The following is an 18,904-nucleotide window of genomic DNA, read 5'->3' on the forward strand; positions in this document are numbered from 1 at the left end:
GGAGATAACCTTTACTGGATAAATGAGTGAAAAAAAGGAACGCAACTGTGCGTTCCTTTTTTCGTTTTTACAAGCTGTCATTTTAACTATTTGGATCAATCTCAGGCAAATTATCAATTTGATGCTGCTGATCACCATAGTTTTCGTCATGGTCACGGCTATGATGGTCACTTTGTTGGTGATCTTGATCAGAAAGAGCATCAGAAACATCAATATGTATACCATGTTCATCAACGAGTGTTGCTTGCTCGCTTTGCGCCCAAACAAGATCCATGTCAGCAGGTGAGTGCTGTTCATCGTTCCCTGTCAGTTGTTGAGTAGGGTTAATACCCAGTGCATCAAGGTACGCCACTGCACCTGTGACTGACGATGAATCTGCATGTTCGCCTTGTATTTCCTCATTCGTATCTTCGCTTAGGTAACTGCTAACGCTATCATCATCGATGATAATATCAACGCTAAATTCATCTGTGGTTGCTTCTTGTACATCTGGTTCATCATGTTGCACAGTAGCAGCGGGGGCAGGAGAATTAATCGGTGCTATATCCATACCCGTTAAGGTTGTTTGGTCGATATGATGACCACTGTTTCCATGCACTGATTGTGAATGTAGATGTAGGTGCACCGCGACTTGTGAATTTTGATTACCCCCTAACGTCAAAACAAAGGAGTCGGTTTCGTCTGTACCATTACCGTAAGAGCCTCCTGTATGTGTCTTAACGACGCCTGATGAAGGTTGTTGGTAATCGTAACTCAACTCTCCCGTTGCAGGATTGACATGCAAAGTACCAAATTGACCGTGTAATGCAGTGAGAGAATGTCCGTGGTGATCTGATATTCCCCAGCCTGTCATCGGCGTAGGCGTTCCTTGGTGAATAATCGGAGGGAAACCGATTGAGGCATGTAAATCTTGATGTCCAGCACTACCCGATATTTGTGCTGGTGCAACCAAAGTCGGCATAGGGGGAATATCGCTGTGACCATTAATACTCATTTCGATCTCTTGTTGGGTGACACCTCCATGGCCATCATCCACTAATATTGAAAATTTATCCGTTAACTTATCACCATCATTTAATGCATTTACTTTGGCATTATTATTATTGAGGGTGTAAACCCAAGTTTGGCTATTGTTGTTATAACTGACAGAGCCATATTGTGGTGGATGCTGTGAGTCAATGCTTACAGCATGTTGATCGCTATGATCAACATCACTGATAATAATTTGCCCAGAGGTCGCATTTGCAGCATCTTCATCAATGTTATGTGCACCTGCGATAACTTCAGAAATTATTGGTTTATCATTAGTACCATGGACATAGAGGGTAATAACCTGCTTATCACCGCCAGCAGTCGTTACTTCATATTGAACCTGCTCGACTTGCCCTGCCGCTAAGTGTTGAATATTGGCATTGGGAACCGAATAAGCCCAATCACCGGCTTTTCCAATGGTCAGGTGACCGCCATAGGGATCACTGAGCGCATGGGCATTACGAGTGTCGTAAAAATGATCTTCACCGGCATCAGGATCGATAACATTCAACACGCCAGTGACAAATATCGTATGTTGGGCATCACCTTGTACATGGCGATCTTCTGTTATTTGACCGCTTTTATCTCCGGCGAAGATCGCTGCATCGCCTACTGCTGAGAGTGTTGTTGATGCACCGGTGTGGGTCACACCACCGTGAGCATCCTTAACGTCATAGCTGAAGTGTACATCGCCGTTGTAGTCTTTCTCTGGGGTAAAAGTGAACGTGCCATCGGTATTTAAGGCAATAGCACCGTGGTCAGCCTGTAGGTTTTCAATGGATAATTTGCCAATATCGTTGTCGTCAACATCGCTAGAATTGGCCAGTAGCTGTGCTGGGGTGAGGACTATTTTGCTATCTTCCAAGCCATTCGCTAAACGTACTTCAGCTGACGCAACTGGCACATCATTGGTGCCATGAACGGTCACTGTGATATCTTTTTTAGCACTGCCATCAATAGATTCAACGGTAAAGGTTTGCTGGAAGCTTTCCCCAGCGCCTAAATGTTGGACTTTATCATTATCAATGTTGTATGACCAATGGCCCTGTGCGTTGATATTGAACCGACCACCTTCGGCGGTGGTGATGGTTTGTGCAATAAAACCGGCTTGGTCGTGATCCGGGTCAATGACCTGTAACGTGCCACCACTGCTGAGCTGATTGGTGGTATTGCCAAAGGAAGTATGATCTTCGTAAACATGATTATTTAGGCTGGAGTAGGGCGTCACTGCAATTTTTGCTTGGTTATCTTCACCGGTCACTTTCACCATAATGGTGAGCTTTTGACCATCACTGGTTTCGACTTCGTAGGGAAGTTCCATCGACTCGCCAGCATGTAGGCTACCAATGAGCTCATCCGCATGACGATTGGTACCAGCATCTAATCTGAATTGATAAGTGCCATTAGGCCAAACATCAAGGTGACCAGGCTCAAACCCTTGACCTAAATACTTCCCGCTAAAAACAAACTGAGTGTTATCACCACTATCAGGGTCAATTAGCTGAAGCTGGCCTCTATAGGATTTAAATTCACTATCCAGCGCTTGTGTTTCAGTGAGCTGAATGACATTAGAAACCAGTTTGGCTTTATCATCTGTCCCGGCAATCGTAAGCGTGGCGGTTTGTTGCGTACTTCCACCATGGCCATCTTCTACTTGATAAGTGATAGCGATTTGTTGCGACTGACCATTTGCCAAATGATTAAATGCGGGATCAGTGGCATCAACAATTAACGTATGCCCATCAGCATCTAAGGTAATGCCCGTTGGAAGTTGGCCCGACTGAGGTTGACCATCGATGGCATATTCAAGGTGACTGATAGTTAAAGCGTCGCCGTCTTTGTCTGTGGCACCTACTAGCAGATTGAGGGTGTGATGATTATCGGCCCCCTCACTGACACTGTCTGTTAAAGGCATTACATCAGGATTATCGTTAACCGCAGCCAAGTTGGTGGTTGCACCGGTGTGGGTCACACCACCGTGTGCATCTTTAACGTCATAGCTAAAATGCACATCGCCGTTATAGTCTTTTTCTGGGGTAAACGTAAACGTACCATCGGCATTGTTTAGAATAGAGCCATGGTCGACATGGAGGTTTTCAATGGTTAGCTTACCGGCGTCATTGGCATCCACATCGACGGTATTCGCTAATAGTTGCGCAGTGGTTAAGGTTTGGCGTGTATCTTCACTGCCATTTGCAAGCACAACTTCAGATGAACAGTAAGGTCTGTCGTTACTGCCGTGAATGGTGATGACAATATCGTGTGTTGTACCATCTTTTGAATGGACTGTAATCGTATCGGTTAAGCTTTGTCCTTCACCAAGCTGGTCAATTGCAGTGCCACGCGTTGTGGGTCTAGCACCTATACCTGATAGATGCCCAGCATCGGCATGGTAATGCCAGGTGCCATCGGTGAGTAAAATCAGATCTCCATAGGTGCCGTGATAGTCATAACCATTGCTGCCTTGGCGTTCAAAACCTGATTCACCAACATCAGGGTCTGTGATGGTCAGCTTACCATCAGCATAGAGTGTTGTATTGCCAAGTGTGGCTATGCCTGGTTGCGCATAGTCAGGTGACATGTCGACACCCGCGCTGTTTTCGATGACACTGCCAGTATCGACACCTGCGATAATCGCAGAGTCGTTGCTACCTTGTACATTAATTTGAATATGGTGTGTTGCTTTAGACCCATCACTTGAAATAGCAACAATATCAAATCCTTCTGCTTGATTTTGTCCCGCAGTTAAGTGCTGTGCTTTGGTAGCATCTAATTGGTAATGCCAAGTACCATCTTTAGCGACACTGAAACTGCCAAAATTACCGGTTAAATTCTGCGTCTGAAAATGCACGCTATCATCTTTATCAACATCGTGTGCCTGTAATGTGCCCGATAGGGAGTTTTTTTTATCTTCAATAGCAGTGCCTATTGATGCTGTTAACGAATCAGGAGTATCGATAATGACGTGATCCTCTGTGCCTATAATCGTCGCTGTAATAGGAATACGAGTGCCATCTGCGGTGATCAATGTCATGTGATCGGTGAGACTTTGACCATCTTTTAATTGTTGAATTTCAGTGTGATTATTATCTGCAACATAACGCCATTTATTATGTCCATCAACGCCATGAGTGGTGACAAATGAACCGTGAGCACCCTGTAAGGTTATTGCAAAATTAGCGGGGACGTTATGCTCAACACCATTAACTTCAATTTTGACAATTTGTGCATCTGTTTGACCATCGGTATCAGTAATATCAAGGTTTTTCCAATAAGAAGTTAACGTATGAGTAGAGGAACCGCTAAGATGATCTTCAATCACTTCGTTGCTAGATAACTCACTTGCAAGTACTGAAGCATCATTGACAGCAACTAAATTAATCGTTGCGCCTGTGTGTGTAATTCCCCCGTGGCGATCTATGACATCATAATTAAATTGTACAACTCCGTTGTAGTCTTTTTCTGGCGTAAACGTATAGGTTCCGTCTTGGTTGTCTCGAATGGAGCCATGGTTAGCAATAAGGTTGGCGACGGTAAGCTGACCTTGGTCGTTATTATCAATATCGGTTGCATGCGCCAGCAAATCAGCCGCAGTAATGGTTTGAACAGAGTCTTCCTTGCCTGAGTTTAACTGTACCTCACTTGATACTGTGGGGGCGTCATTAGTGCCGTGGATGGTAATGACGATATCGTGGGTGGTGCCATCTTTAGAATGCACCGTCACGGTATCCGTTAAGGTTTCGCCTTTACCTAAGTGTTGGATTTCAGGTTTGCGGTTATCTATGTAGTAATTCCAGTTTCCTTTTGGGTCAATTGCCAATTGGCCACCCAGCGATGAAGAATATGGCCGCCACTCTGGGTGCATTGCTGCAGAGATAAGGGTTTTAAAATCAAAGCCTGATTCATCCTTGTCGGGGTCAATAGCAGATAATGAGCCTTGAGCCTCCAATTTATAGGCGTAGTTTCCTTGCACGCTGGCATGAGGGTTTAGGTCTTCAGTAACACTGCCAATATCAATGCCTGCAATAACAGCATTATCTTGTACCGCCGCTAAAGTGGTACTGGCGCCAGTGTGTGTCATACCACCGTGGGCATCCTTAACGTCATAACTGAAGTGTACATCGCCGTTATAGTCTTTTTCTGGGGTAAAGGTGAAGGTGCCATCGGCATTGTTTAGAATGGAACCATGGTCGACATGGAGGTTTTCAATGGTTAGTTTACCGGCGTCATTGGCATCGACATCGACGGTATTCGCTAATAGTTGCGCAGTAGTTAAGGTTTGGCGTGTATCTTCACAGCCACTTTGTAGTACGACCTCCGATGAACAGTAAGGTCTGTCGTTACTGCCGTGAATGGTGATGACAATATCGTGTGTTGTACCATCTTTTGAATGGACTGTAATCGTATCGGTTAAGCTTTGTCCTTCACCAAGCTGGTCAATTGCAGTGCCACGCGTTGTGGGTCTAGCACCTATACCTGATAGATGCCCAGCATCGGCATGGTAATGCCAGGTGCCATCGGTGAGTAAGATTAGATCGCCATAGGTGCCGTGATAGTCATAACCATTGCTGCCTTGGCGTTCAAAACCTGATTCACCAACATCAGGGTCTGTGATGGTCAGCTTGCCATCAGCATAGAGTGTTGTATTGCCAAGTGTGGCGATGCCTGAGTGAGCATAGTCGGGTGACATGTCGACACCCGCGCTGTTTTCGGTTATTGAACCAGTATCCACTCCACCAATGGTGGCCGCATCTCCAGTACCAGTAATCGTGACTGTGACTTGATGTGCTGTCCCATCGGCAGAATGAACAGTAATGATATCTGTCGCAGTAGAGCCTTGGGCAAGTCTTTGAACTGCAGGGTTACTGTTGTCGAGAGCGTACGCCCACGCACCATCTTTGGTGATAGTTAACGTACCCAAATGACCATTAATTTGTGAGGCTTGAAAATGATTCTCTCCAAGATCTGAGTCATTGACGGTAAGTTGACCTTGGATTTGTGTCGTTACATCTTCCGTTACCACGCCTGTATCGATACCCGTTACAACGGCATTATCATCGTTGCCACCAATGGTCATATCGAGTGTTTGCGGTGTGCCATCTTGAGTGTGAATGACGAAACTTTCGTGCAGCGAAGTGGCAGAAGTTAACGCTTGAATATTAGAGAGAGAATTATCTACGTGATATTGCCAGTGTCCATCAGCGTCTATGGATAGTGAACCATATTTACCTGCGAGCACTTCGGGTTTCATCGAACTTTCATTTTGGTCAGGGTCAATGACATCAATTTTGCCGTTCGCATGTAGCAAACCGTGTGAATCAACTTTGTGATCTTCCGTTACCACACCTGCTAAATCACCAGAAATGGTCGGCGTGTCTTGCTTACCTGTCACTGGGATCTGAACAACAATCTTAGAACCGTCAGATAGGTTTAAAACAAAATGGTCTGTGCCATGTTTGTTCTGATTTAACAGAATATATTGAGGAGAGTTAGGGTTCAGGACAAATGTGTATTGACCATTTGCATCAACATGGAGTTCTCCGTACGCACCTTTTATTACCTCTGACACAAAGGTGACTGGCGAAGCGGGAGTTGTCGGAGGCGTATTATTTGAATGAGTGGGCTGGCCGTTACTTTCTAAGGATATGGTTGGCATCGATATCGAAGGAATGTAATGGACTTGCGGGTGAGAAAACGTCGACAAATGATGAGAAGGGACCAAGTGAGAATTCGAACCATGGGGAGCATGACTTACACTTAAGGTTGATCCTACGTGGTTTTCACTCGTTGGAGACTCTTGATGAGTAACCGCCGATGAGTTTGCTTTACCATGGTCATCGGTGACGTCTTTTTCTGCCACGCTATTTTCCGTTGCTCGATTTGCCTCATTGCTGTAATTGTCTACCCCCTCGGCAGATGCGTGTTTAGCCAATGACGGCAATATCATAATGAGTGATTGAAAAAGAGGGATATTAACCTTTAGATGCGAATGCAGTCTGAGCTTCTTTTTTTGTGTTGCTTTCTTTTGTTCTAGCTCGTTACTTTTCTTGTTTGTTTCGATGTTTTTTTTGTTAGCCATTTTTCTCATCCGTGAATCGTGGTTGCACTATTTTAAGTAAAATACACAGATAGAGATTTTTCTAGCTAATTAAATAATTTTTAAAGAAAAAACCGGAAATTGAGATGGTTCTCCATTTTAGGCATCAATGCACCTAAATGGATGCAAACAACTATGTATTTGAACACTATAATCAGCGTTTAACTGGCCAGCTTGTTTGCATATAGATTGGATTTAAGGAGTGGGTAGCAGTTGTTGTTCTCAATATTTAGTAGCAGAGTGAAACGGGGCTTCTGATCCGGAATTTGGTACTTTCGTTATCAAATCCCCAAAGTATTTCAAGCTCAATTCTCTAATCGAACTGAATTCAAAAGATCCTTGCATACAAGGGATTACCAGCATGCTGTTTTACTTGCTTTTCAATAAAAAAAAGATTGTCACCGGATGTGTTAATATTGAATAGCGTTATTATTGCTATTGATTGTATTTACGTTATTGTAGTGTTAGTTGGGTTCTTAGTGAATTAAGGCGTTGCAACGTAACTCTTCTCTTATTTTTTGAAAATAAGATGAGTTTTCGGTTATCAATAATGCAATGGTTGTATTGTTGATGCTGGCTGTATTATTAATTTTGTTTATTGTTGGGGCCGTTTCTCAATGTGAATTTGGTGTTTTTTTTGATGTTCGTGTAAATAAGACAAAGAAAATGTCTTTATTTCTGTATTGGTGGTCAGTCTAATATATATAATGAAGGTGTTAGTCAGTGATGGCGTTGAATATTTTATATTTGTGAACCTGTCAGTCATATTTTTACTGCTCCATTGAAAAGCTTTGTGGATGAGGATAATGTACCTTCCGGCTCCGTTGGGCTCTTCAACAACGTCGAAGGAAAGTGGCAGCATTTAAATGTTAAGATTCAGAGGGGAAAAGTTATATTGAATTAATAATAAATTAAATTTTTAAATTTTGAGATAAAAACCACATTAACACCCATCCAAACTTATTAAAAAACTTTTTTGCAATATGTCCGTGTAAATTTAATTGTGTTATTGGAGTGTAATATATTGGCACGTATGATCTTAACTTAGGGATTAAATATGTATAAAGCTATTACATCTGCATTAATATCAAGTAATACCCCCCTGAATCAACGCAAGCAGAGAGATCTGATTTGAATTCGATTATTGTTAATATTAGTAATAAATATAAAAGGTTGGACCCATTCCCTAATGCTGTTCATTTTATTAATCAAAATTTAATCTCGCATGATAATCATGGATTGTCTAAGGAAAAAGCAAAACAATACAAAAACTTAGTAAACGCAGTTTCATCTGGCGAAGCATCAAACTCGTATGCTTTTGCTGCATCAGTTTATGGTTGGGTTCGTGAAGGATTCACAAATCCAGCAGGCAGACAAGAAGCTATGGTAGGAGCAGAAATGAATGTTGGTGGCGCTTTGCTTTCTAGTGCTGTTGATCACCAAAAAAGAAGTAAGGGACTTTTCACATGACTCGCATTCAGTGAAGCAGGATAAGCCATATCAGAGAATAGGTTTTTGTCGCAAATATTGGTGACAGAATCAATAAATCTGACCAGTCGATTTAGGCCCATAAGCGAGCGATGCTTGTTCGACAATGACAATATCTATCAGGAAATTATGAGAAATATAATATTACTTACGAGTTTATTTAGTGTGTCTGTACTAGCCGCGGCGGAATCTCCTCAATTGTTCATTGGAGCGAAAGGTGGGTATCAATGGGCTCTAGACGGTAATTATAGTCACTCAAATCCAGAAGGCATAATTCTCGGTATATATAGCGGATTACAGTTTACTCCATCTTGGAGTTGGGATGTAGGCTATCAATATCACGATGAATTAAAGGCGAATGCCACCGCGGTTAATGTTAAAACGTGGTTGATTGAAAGTACCCTACGTTATGATTGGTATTTACAAGACAATCTGAGTTTGTACGGTCGATTTGGTGCAGCCTATTGGAACATGGAAAAAACGCAGCGTTCTTCAGATAAGAGCGATGCTACTGGCTTTTCTCCTCTTGGTGAAATAGGGGCGAGTTATAACTTTACTCCTAGTCTCAGTTTGTCAGCAGGCTATCAGTACATTGATAGCATAGGAAAATCAAACACAGGCAAATACGATAGCCATACGGCTTTGATAAGCCTAGCCTATACCTTTGGAATTACGGCGCAATTAGCTCCAGTCGAAACGGTTCCTGTTGAAAGCATTTCAGTATATGAAGAGGAAACTGTCGATAGTAAGACTCAACCTCAAACATGGACATTTTCTGCAAAAACTATCGGGGGCAGTTTGGGTTTTGATGCTATCAAGCCCAGTGATAATTTTGTCCAATTGTTAACCGAGGTGGCTTCTGTGCTCGGCACTAAGCCTCAAGCTCAGGCGGTTATTGTAGGACACACAGATTCGACAGGATCTGAGGCTTATAACCAAACACTATCTGAACGCCGTGCGCAAGCTGTGGTGGACCTGCTTATTGATTTAGGCGTAAACCCAGAGAGACTTGAGTCGTGGGGTGAGGGTGAATCTAATCCAATTGCGGATAACACAACCGCAGAGGGTAGAGCTAAAAATCGCAGAGTTGAAATCACCATACCTAGCTTTCAGTTTCAAGAGTAGGTTGTATGATTATGAATCATTCTTTTAACGCTTTACTTACATTAGTGGTTTTACCGCTATTAATGCTATTAACCAGTTGTAATTCAGAAGATGTGTTTGAGTCCATGGTAAAATTGGAGCGCATAGATATCGTCGCATCGCCAATAACAACGCGGGGAGTGAGTGAACTGACGCTTGCGAAAGGCAATAAACAACCTTTTGAGGCTGTTGGTTTCTACTCAGACGGTTCATCTCGCGCATTATCGGATTTAAGCGTGGGTGATTGGCATACAAGTGATCGAAATGTCGGACACTTTGACGAGCCAGGCGTTTTTATTGGTGCCGAAGTGGGCTCTACCACGGTTACCGCCACCAAGGATGATATCACCAGTAATACGGTGAATGTCGAAGTGACGGCAGCGGTGATTACCGCGATTCAAGTGACGCCTGCGACAGTCAATGTAGCGAAAGGTCAGACTCAACAGTTAACGGCCGACGCGACGTACAGTGATGGTACTTCCTCTGAGGTCACCAGCTCTGTGACATGGACGTCAGACGATACTGCAACGGTGACGTCAGAGGGTTTGTTGTCCGGTGCCGAAGTGGGCAGTACCACGGTTACCGCCACCAAGGATGGTATCACCAGTAATACGGTGAATGTCACTGTATCGGCGGCGGTCATTACCGCGATTAAAGTGAAGCCTGCGACAGTCAATGTAGCGAAAGGTCAGACTCAGCAGTTAACCGCCACGACGACGTACAGTGATGGCACTTTCTCTGAGGTCACTAGCTCAGTGACATGGACGTCAGACTATACCAATACTGCAACGGTGACGTCAGAGGGTTTGTTGTCCGGTGCCGAAGTGGGCAGTACCATGCTAACCGCCATCAAGGATGGCATCACCAGTAATACGGTGAATGTCACTGTCTCGGCGGCGGCCATTACCGCGATTAAAGTGAAGCCTGCGACAGTCAATGTAGCGAAAGGTCAGACTCAGCAGTTAACCGCCACGACGACGTACAGTGATGGCACTTTCTCTGAGGTCACCAACTCAGTGACATGGACGTCAGACTATACCAATACTGCAATGGTGACGTCAGAGGGTTTGTTGTCAGGTGCCGAAGTGGGCAGTACCACGCTAACCGCCATCAAGGATGGTATCACCAGTAATACGGTGAATGTCACTGTCTCGGCGGCGTTCATTACTGCGATTCAAGTGACGCCTGCGACAGTCAATGTGATGAAAGGTCAGACTCAGCAGTTAACCGCTGACGCGACGTACAGTGATGGTACTTCCTCTGAGGTCACCAGCTCAGTGACATGGATGCCAGACGATCCCAATACCGCAACGGTGACATCAGGGGGTTTGTTGTCCGGTGTTGAAGTGGGCAGTACCACGGTTACCGCCACCAAGGATAATATCACCAGTAATACGGTGGATGTGAATGTGTGTGACTTAGCAGGACCATGTCTTGATATCTTCGATACAGGTGACGGGACATTATTTACCAACTCACCATCCGTGGCTTACTTAGATAGCATTGTCGGCAGCGTAGGAAATGATGGTACTTATACTGAAATGGGATACTACGGCCCAGTTGGTGATTTTTACCTATTCAACTGGAATAACGCAAACACACTGTGCACTACCTACAACACCAATAGTATCGGCGGGCGAACGAACTGGCGCTTAGCAACAAAAGACGAGTTAAAAACGGAGCTGTACGATGTATCCGGCAATATGTTTATCGCGCGCGGTTGGCCGACTTACTACTACTACCGGTCGGCGACACCTGATGGTCCTCGCTATTACGCCGTGAGCCTCTACCATGGTATCATCAGCAGCCCCACTAGCCCCGATCTGAACAGTCCGCACTATGCGTCCTGCGTCTCAGAGCCTTAACGTTTTAATGTTTAATTTTAGTTTTGAAGTGCCAGAGTTGCATCTGGCATTTTTTTTGTTTTGTATCACCCAACGATGACTTTGATCCACGACATTGTTGAGATATTTGATATTGCAGCTCTCTATCAAAAACAACAGTGTGTAAGCGAGCAAGATAGTAATAGATAGCTTGAAGAATGACTTAATTAAACATCGACAGTTATGTTTGGGCTGATTGGAAAGACACCTATTCTACTCTCGGTTTCCAAGCTTTGCGAAAGAATCTATCTTTCTTTGATAATATCGGCTTTTTCTATAATGTGAGCCACTTTTTTATTTCTTATTTATTCACTTTACTTCTTATTAACACTAAGGAGGTTTTTTAATAACTGATAAATCAATAGTGAGTAATTAAAATATGTTACCTAGTAAATTTATTAAATTCGTTTTACCCCTTTTGGTTGTATTTTCAAGCCATACATTCGCCGAGGAAGACAATTCACCAAAGTGACGTAGATAAAGAAATGAACGTTTTTACAACTGAACATAGTGCTTGTGAATATTTTAAACTTACATCTATAACTATAAATGAATAAAATTTGTGGTGGTGTTTAGAATCTGTGTCATTCCACTAATTATGTATAAAGTAGGAATGGCACATGCCCAAAGTCTTCGACTCAGGGTTTGTCGCAACGTTTACTATTTATACACAATGACCAATTCAGTGTCCGTCATGTTTATTTATACATCTATATCCGAACTGCTGGTACTCAGAGAGTTTTCACTCTGAGTCACCGTACAAATTCTGAACTTCGCTCAAGTGGTCAACTGATATTGGCCACGCTCTTAGAGTTTTCCCAATATAATCGTTCTGATTCATTGGGCGTTAGGTAGGCAATTCCTGAGCTATCAAAAATAGTAATGTCGTTTTTGTTCCTTTCTTTTAATTGAAGCTTGTCACTGAGCTGATAGATCTCTCTATCTGGTGCATGCTGGAACTCACCAATCGTTTTTGACTGAGGTAAATAATCACAGTAGAGGGTGACGTTCTCAAACAGCGATGGAGCCAGTTGGTTAGCGTTAGTCTGGTTTCTACCAACAATCAGGACGTTAGATAGGTTCCTAAATTTATATTTGTTAAGTAATAGATTAAAAATTATAAGCTTGAGATATATTACGCCAAAATTCATCATGTATGGAAGGTAGTTTAACTATCAATAAATAATATAAATAATATATTTGCGCTTCAATACATCTTATATGGATTGTGAGTATACTGGTCCTCGTATTTTCGAAGGTAGTGGCGCCAAACAACAATGATATTTCTCGCAATAAAATAGGTTCAAGAAATAATAAAGATCAACAAAATACATAATGTATAGTCACCACTTTAATTTATCGGAGTAATAAATGCTTTCTGTCTCGTCCGTTGAAAAAAAACACAAACATAAAGAAAAGGTAGAAGAAGCCCCTGAGCTTTTTCACGTAAGTAGGGTGGAGCAGTCGTCTTCAAAAGTTTCACCGTCTTTTCCAAGGAGAATGAGGGAATTTCGTGATCAGAGTGATAAGACGAGCGTGTATATAAGGCATCCACTGTCATCGTCCACAGCTCATCAAGTTGCATGGGTACATGCAGTCAAGAGGGAACCTGAGAAAGAATTGAAGCGCGATGAAAAAACAACAGGTCAACCTCATCCTTTTTTAAGGGACTGTAGAGATGGAGCTCGGAGCTCAACTTCGGATCTTGCAGAACTACAATCCTCGAAGCGCGACGAAAAAACAGTAAGCCAAGCTAGTCAATATCCTTTTTTAAGGTCCCATAGCGATGGTGTTCGGAGCTCAACTTCGGATCTTACAGAGCTACAATCCTCGGAGCAACTAGGAGCGGTGAATATGCGGATTGAAAGTTGCTTAGGAAAAAAATCTTGTTCATCTGGTTCGGGAAAGCAGGGTCTTTGTTTGATGGAAACGGTTTCAGAGCCGCCGAATCGGCATAACAGGAAAGATATTCAACGAAGTGCAGCATTGGCAAATTATCCATATCAGCAAGATCTTGCTGTATTGCGTCGTGATACGGATAGGCTATGGGAATTGGATTTATTAGGTAAGGATTCTGATTTTAAAAAGGTAGTTGAAGGTTTAAATCTACAAATTTCGCCATCAACTGGTATGTTCAGCGACTCGAACAGTGGTTTAGTTGGATTTATTTTCTTTAACCATACATCTAAGGAATTGCGTGTTGTGTTTGGTGGCACGACCAGTGGAGAAAAAATAGGTAGGTTCAGCTCAAGAAGCACAGGTAATGTAAGTATTATGACCCAACAATGGAAAGCAAATATACAGAATGGAGTCTTTGGCAAAGTACCTGAGAGTTATAAGCAGGCGAAACATTTAGCTACAGAAATGGTAACGGTGATGGAAGGAGAAAAGTATAAGGATTATAGCTTATCATTTTCCGGTCACTCAAAGGGAGGTGGGGAGGCGGCTTATGCTGCTGTAATGGTATCTACTCCGGACACCCCTCTCAATGCAGAGTGCTTTTGTAGTGCAGAGTTTGGTCGTTCGATATTGGCTGAAGTAAATTCGAAGTTTGAGTTCTATACTTCAGAACAAGCAAAAAAAGTACTTTCTGGTATTAAGCACTATACAATGAAAGGAGATGTAGTTCCTATGATGCATAAAGTTAATCGAAAGCTGAGTCTCGTAGGTAGGTTGATGATATTACCTAGAATTCTTGTAGGTGAAGATACTCCTTTTAGTGATCATATCAATTTCTATGATCATATTCAGCAATGGTCGCGTAGCGCTAGCTGAGTGTCAAACACATCCCAGAAAAGCAACTAGTAATCTTGATAGCTGGCTGTATAAATTATGAGTAAGTGAGGCGGTATCTGTTTAGTGTAAACACGCTTCACTCACAATTTAATTGAACTAAATTTTATCATCCGCTGTTGATGTATATCCGTCTTTACCTACCTTTCACCAATTTTACAGGACAGCTTTACAGAGCAGCCTAAACTTTCAAGATAAAATTTAACCTTGATTAAAGATGTATCATCTGGAGCGTAATGGCCTGAATTATTATCTATGACATAACAGTTATCTTTATCATCCTTTTTTATTATCCCAGCACTAGTTACAAACTTGGCTGTTCCGAATAAGTGTTTGGCTAATGCAGCATGCGTTATTTTTTGTTTTAATCCAGGTGAATCTGCAGGTGAATCTGAATGGCTTATTCCAAATCCAAAGATTGAATGAAATACAAATTTATTAATCGATTTATTGTGTATTACGCTTAAATCCGAAGGTTTAGAAACGATGAGTGCTCGTGCGGTTTTAAGAGCCTTTTCTAAATTGCCCAACTCATTCTTGCCGCCTGTAAGATTTTCAGGTCTTTTATTTTCAAAAAGCTTCTCATTTCCGCGCTGCTTATGGACTGAACTTTGTCGGTGAAGTGGTAGTTTCCTCATGCCAGTGTTAGTTATGCCTTTTACGGCGAGAGAATGCTTATGATTCATAGTGTGGTCAAGGGGTAAAGATGGTAAAGAGTGAGTTCTGATTAATGATAAATTAGACATAAATACCCTAGTTACCTTCATCGTTATAACTGCTGTTTTAGAAATGTGTGTGGCTAGGTGGCCCTTCTACTGCTTAATGAAAGATATCATCTTATCGACTTCATTAGCTCTGTGACCATGGGTTCAACATCAAGCCATGCTTGGTATGATAAAATACTCAGCGTTACCATCGCCAGTGTTACTATGCCTTTGGTCAATCGAGGGACTATCGGAGAGAGCCAGACGAGAGGCAATGCTAGAGGTCCGATAACAAAAATCAGTGTCATCACGAAGCCACTGCGGTAATACCAAGCTATGTGGCTTTCTATTCTTTGGTCACTGTTCATTTTGCACTCCTTTGGACACTTAAAGTTGACCATATCAAAATAAGAGAAAGTTCGATCGCGCTGAGCATAGATAAAATTTATCGATAAATCCTGTAAGAAAATACCTTATTTTATAGGCCGATAATCAAAGTAGCGTAGCAGTCTTCGCAACGTATAGGATTCTGTTACTTGACTCTAGCTCAGTTGACTGGTTAATATTACGCCATCATTTATCTGGGAGATTACGCCAATATGAATAACTAAACCTGTCATCCATTTCTCATTTTATTTTTTTGGATATACAGGGTTAGTAGGCGTAGCTCACTTTCCGATATTTCTTGGTTATCACTCATTCTTTTTTTTGGGAATTGCACGTTTAGTGTGAGTGCTAGCTTTGAACTCATCTTTGAATTATCTCTAGCTACGGTTGTTGTCCCTGTCAAACAGGAGGCAAATTATGCCAGTCTTACAGGCTTATAATATCAGCCATCAATTTGATAATGGCGATATACTATTTCAGCAACTGTCATGCTCAATGACCAAGCGCCGTGTTGGTGTGGTCGGACGCAACGGTGTGGGTAAATCGGTGTTCGTTTCGATTTTAAGTGGCGAGCAAACGCCATCTGGTGGCACCGTTACTTTGTCACGATCAGTGGCTGTCTACCGTCAACAACCTTCGCATTTACTTTCCGCTGAACTTTCTATTGTGCAGTTCCTAGGTAAAGACGATGTAATTGAAGCGCTAAAGCGTATTGAATCGGGGGATTGTTCAGAACATTGGTTCGAATTGGTTGAGGAAGAGTGGGATCTCGCCATGCGACTAACTCAGCAACTCTGTGATATGGGGTTACCATTAGATCTAGATTTTCCTTGTGCGCAACTCAGTGGCGGGCAATTGGCTCGATTACAGCTTTGGCAACTGTTTGAAAGTGATGTTGAGCTGCTTATTCTGGATGAGCCTTCCAACCACCTCGATACCGATGCTAAGCAGTGGTTGATTCAATCTATGCGTGCTTTTGAAGGGGCGATTTTAGTCATCAGCCATGACCGTGAATTGCTGTGTGAAGTCGAAGAAGTTTGGGAATTATCCGGCCTTGGTTTACAAGTTTTCGGTGGTAACTATGCTTCTTATGCTGAGACTAAACGAACCGAGTTACAAGCGGTTGAGCGTCAGCTAGCTAATGTAGATAAGCAGAAAAAGCAGCTGGAAGAACAAGCGCAGCGCAATCGAGAAAAAGCTGAGCAAAGAGCAGCTCAAGGTAACAAGTTACGTAAAGAGGGCAGTCAGTCCAAGCTTCTACTTGATGGCAAGAAAGATAAAGCGACGGCACGTGCTTCGAGTCGTAATAAGAATGAGCAACTTCGACAAGTGCATTTAGAAGAAAAAGAGCAGGCTCTTAAGTCGAGAAAAGATCAACTGAAGAGTCAGAAGTTGTATCTGGCAGATAGCCAAAGCCGCTCTCGTAAAGTAATTTCCATATTCGAAGGGGTATTACCTTTTGGTAGGGCGTTACCAATTACCTTACAAGTTTATGCGACCGACAAAGTGCATCTAGTGGGTAAAAATGGTAGCGGCAAATCAACCTTGTTGAAAACTATACTTGGAAAACGGTTGCTCCAACAGGGGGAATTACAGCTCAATACACCTCTGTACTATCTTGACCAGCATTTTGGTGTAATTTGTTCCAACCTATCCATATTGGACAACTTGATACAGCAAAGTGAGGGAATGAAAGAGAGCGATGCGAGGACACTACTGGCAGGTATCGGTTTTCGTCGTGATAGTGTCTTTAAGATAGGCAGTATGCTCAGTGGTGGAGAGAAGATGAAACTGGCGATGTTGATCGTTAGCCACCAGCGGACTCAACCGTTGTTATTACTCGATGAACCAGATAACCACCTTGATCTCGACTCGAAGATAATGCTTGCTCAAGCTCTGAATGGCTATCGTGGTGGTTTTATCCTTGTCAGTCATGATCAGGAGTTACACGGCAAATTGGATTATGAGCTAGTGAATGTGAATTGGCGAGCTAGAGCCGATTGCTTAACTCGCCTTTACTTATTATTGGCCAGTCTTCTTGAACTTGTTTAGTGACGGCATCTCTGAACTATTTTTTATAATAGCAATTACATGCCATAATTCTTGGCTAAAAGAGTATGTTTTAGTAACGCCGCTTACACACTGTTTACTATTAGAAATAGATTAATAGTTGGGATAGGAAATGCTGAAAATTGATTTCATTACTGGTGCTCTTGAAGCACAAAAACAAGGCGAATTGAAGGCTGGGTTTGAGTCCCATAGTCAAATAAATGCAGCGCCTTCTTATAACAAGGAACGTTTAAATTGGACTATTCAAGACGATAATGGAAAGCTCATAGCGGCGCTAACCGTCGATTTGTTATGGGACTGGCTGTACATTGATGAGCTTTGGGTTGACGAAAATTATCGTGGTACAGGTATAGGGAAGCAGCTTATGGGGAAAGCGGAAGAGTACGCAAAGCTGAAAGAATTATCAGGCTTATGGTTATGGACTCAGAGTTGGCAGGCTCCTGTGTTTTATCAGCGTCTAGGATTTGAGGAATTTACTCGTTTCGATGATTTTCCTAGGGGTTACAGTAGAATTGGCCTAAGAAAGTTTTTGTCTAATAGTTAGGTACTGTTTTTATTCTTGTGTTCGAAATACTTTATGTTAATAAACGTAGACGATATCTGTAAGCGAGTTCGCGGATGTTATTTAGGAGTTTATTGGTAGTAGTGATTCACAATAGAAAGTTGCATTAGCTAAGTAAATATCGCAACATTCCCGCATTATCAATTTAGCTCTACAGAGAATAGCAACATGAACAATGAAACAGACATCATCACCAACCTAGCAGATCTAGAAGCCTTTATCATTGCTGTAGAAAGTGGTGGTTTGGGTTTAACCAATGTCGCTGGGTTGGCTTTGGCAACCAGTAATAAAGATGGTCGTCGTTTTGTTGCAGTATTGGATGATAAACATCAATTATTACTATCACGTTGGGTGACAGAAGAGGTGTTCCAAACTGGTCAAGATTTAGTGCGTAATGGACCGAGTCGCACCACTCACTAGCGTGTCCAAAAGCGGCCACAAAAACAATTGTGGCCGCTTTTGTAACTTTCAGAAGATGTTCACAGCGAAGAACAAATACAGGCTTTTTATTGAATTTGAAAAATCTGACACTGCTAAATGTGGTGGCTTGCACTTTCCCATTCTGTTGTATATCGGTTTTTATTATTTTGCCTTGGTAGTATTAAGGGGAAATGTTAATTATGTAAGCCATTATTTAATTATAGTTTATTTATTGTGTCTTACTGTGTCTCAAAATCAGAGTTTATTCCACCATATCCTGTGCCATTTATTGATTTTATGTCGATAATGGCGCGATTACCTTGCC

The 18,904-nt window shown here is 42.3% G+C and carries 11 protein-coding genes and 1 pseudogene; 8 read left to right on the forward strand and 4 right to left on the reverse strand.

Annotated features, from left to right (window positions below; all coding sequences use genetic code 11):
- Positions 1-82: 82 nt before the first annotated feature.
- Positions 83-7,111, reverse strand: a complete 7,029-nt coding sequence (locus tag MCT08_RS06400) for a VCBS domain-containing protein (RefSeq protein ID WP_274678065.1) — start codon at positions 7,109-7,111, stop codon at positions 83-85.
- Between the two features lie 282 nt (positions 7,112-7,393).
- Between MCT08_RS06400 and MCT08_RS18660 the strand changes: the two genes are divergently transcribed.
- The 4 genes from MCT08_RS18660 (at position 7,394) to MCT08_RS06415 (ending at position 11,625) form a co-directional block, all read left to right on the forward strand.
- Entirely contained in the window at positions 7,394-7,516 is a 123-nt protein-coding gene (locus MCT08_RS18660; protein ID WP_356649013.1) for a DUF6538 domain-containing protein, read from the forward strand.
- Positions 7,517-8,260: 744 nt separating this feature from the next.
- A complete protein-coding gene (locus MCT08_RS06405; protein WP_274678066.1) occupies positions 8,261-8,599 on the forward strand; it encodes a hypothetical protein in 339 nt (112 codons plus the stop codon).
- A gap of 147 nt (positions 8,600-8,746) precedes the next feature.
- Positions 8,747-9,742, forward strand: coding sequence for an OmpA family protein (locus MCT08_RS06410; RefSeq protein WP_274678067.1), 996 nt, complete (start codon positions 8,747-8,749; stop codon positions 9,740-9,742).
- 11 nt (positions 9,743-9,753) lie between these two features.
- Entirely contained in the window at positions 9,754-11,625 is a 1,872-nt protein-coding gene (locus MCT08_RS06415) for an Ig-like domain-containing protein (protein WP_274678068.1), read from the forward strand.
- Between the two features lie 803 nt (positions 11,626-12,428).
- Here MCT08_RS06415 and MCT08_RS06420 read toward each other — a convergent pair.
- Complete coding sequence (locus tag MCT08_RS06420) at positions 12,429-12,797, reverse strand: hypothetical protein (RefSeq protein WP_274678069.1); 369 nt, start codon at positions 12,795-12,797, stop codon at positions 12,429-12,431.
- 217 nt (positions 12,798-13,014) lie between these two features.
- On the opposite strand from MCT08_RS06420, the gene MCT08_RS06425 reads away from it, so the two are divergent.
- A complete protein-coding gene (locus MCT08_RS06425; protein ID WP_274678070.1) occupies positions 13,015-14,418 on the forward strand; it encodes a Tle-like phospholipase domain-containing protein in 1,404 nt (467 codons plus the stop codon).
- Between the two features lie 158 nt (positions 14,419-14,576).
- On the opposite strand, the gene MCT08_RS06430 is transcribed toward MCT08_RS06425, so the two are convergent.
- Both MCT08_RS06430 and MCT08_RS06435 read right to left on the reverse strand, forming a co-directional pair.
- A complete protein-coding gene (locus MCT08_RS06430; protein ID WP_274675657.1) occupies positions 14,577-15,182 on the reverse strand; it encodes a hypothetical protein in 606 nt (201 codons plus the stop codon).
- Between the two features lie 86 nt (positions 15,183-15,268).
- Positions 15,269-15,508, reverse strand: coding sequence for a hypothetical protein (locus MCT08_RS06435; protein ID WP_053309224.1), 240 nt, complete (start codon positions 15,506-15,508; stop codon positions 15,269-15,271).
- 436 nt (positions 15,509-15,944) lie between these two features.
- Here MCT08_RS06435 and MCT08_RS06440 point away from each other — a divergent pair.
- The 3 genes and pseudogenes from MCT08_RS06440 to MCT08_RS06450 all read left to right on the forward strand — a co-directional run.
- Positions 15,945-17,471: pseudogene (locus MCT08_RS06440) on the forward strand (ATP-binding cassette domain-containing protein); the annotation flags it as partial.
- Positions 17,472-17,709: 238 nt separating this feature from the next.
- Positions 17,710-18,141 carry a GNAT family N-acetyltransferase gene (locus MCT08_RS06445; RefSeq protein WP_274678072.1) on the forward strand — a complete coding sequence of 144 codons (432 nt, stop codon included), beginning with the start codon at positions 17,710-17,712 and terminating at the stop codon, positions 18,139-18,141.
- 186 nt (positions 18,142-18,327) lie between these two features.
- Positions 18,328-18,579 carry a hypothetical protein gene (locus MCT08_RS06450; protein WP_274678073.1) on the forward strand — a complete coding sequence of 84 codons (252 nt, stop codon included), beginning with the start codon at positions 18,328-18,330 and terminating at the stop codon, positions 18,577-18,579.
- Positions 18,580-18,904: the final 325 nt, after the last annotated feature.

The sequence above is a fragment of the Vibrio aestuarianus genome, from assembly GCF_028858425.1.
Classification (GTDB): domain Bacteria; phylum Pseudomonadota; class Gammaproteobacteria; order Enterobacterales; family Vibrionaceae; genus Vibrio; species Vibrio aestuarianus.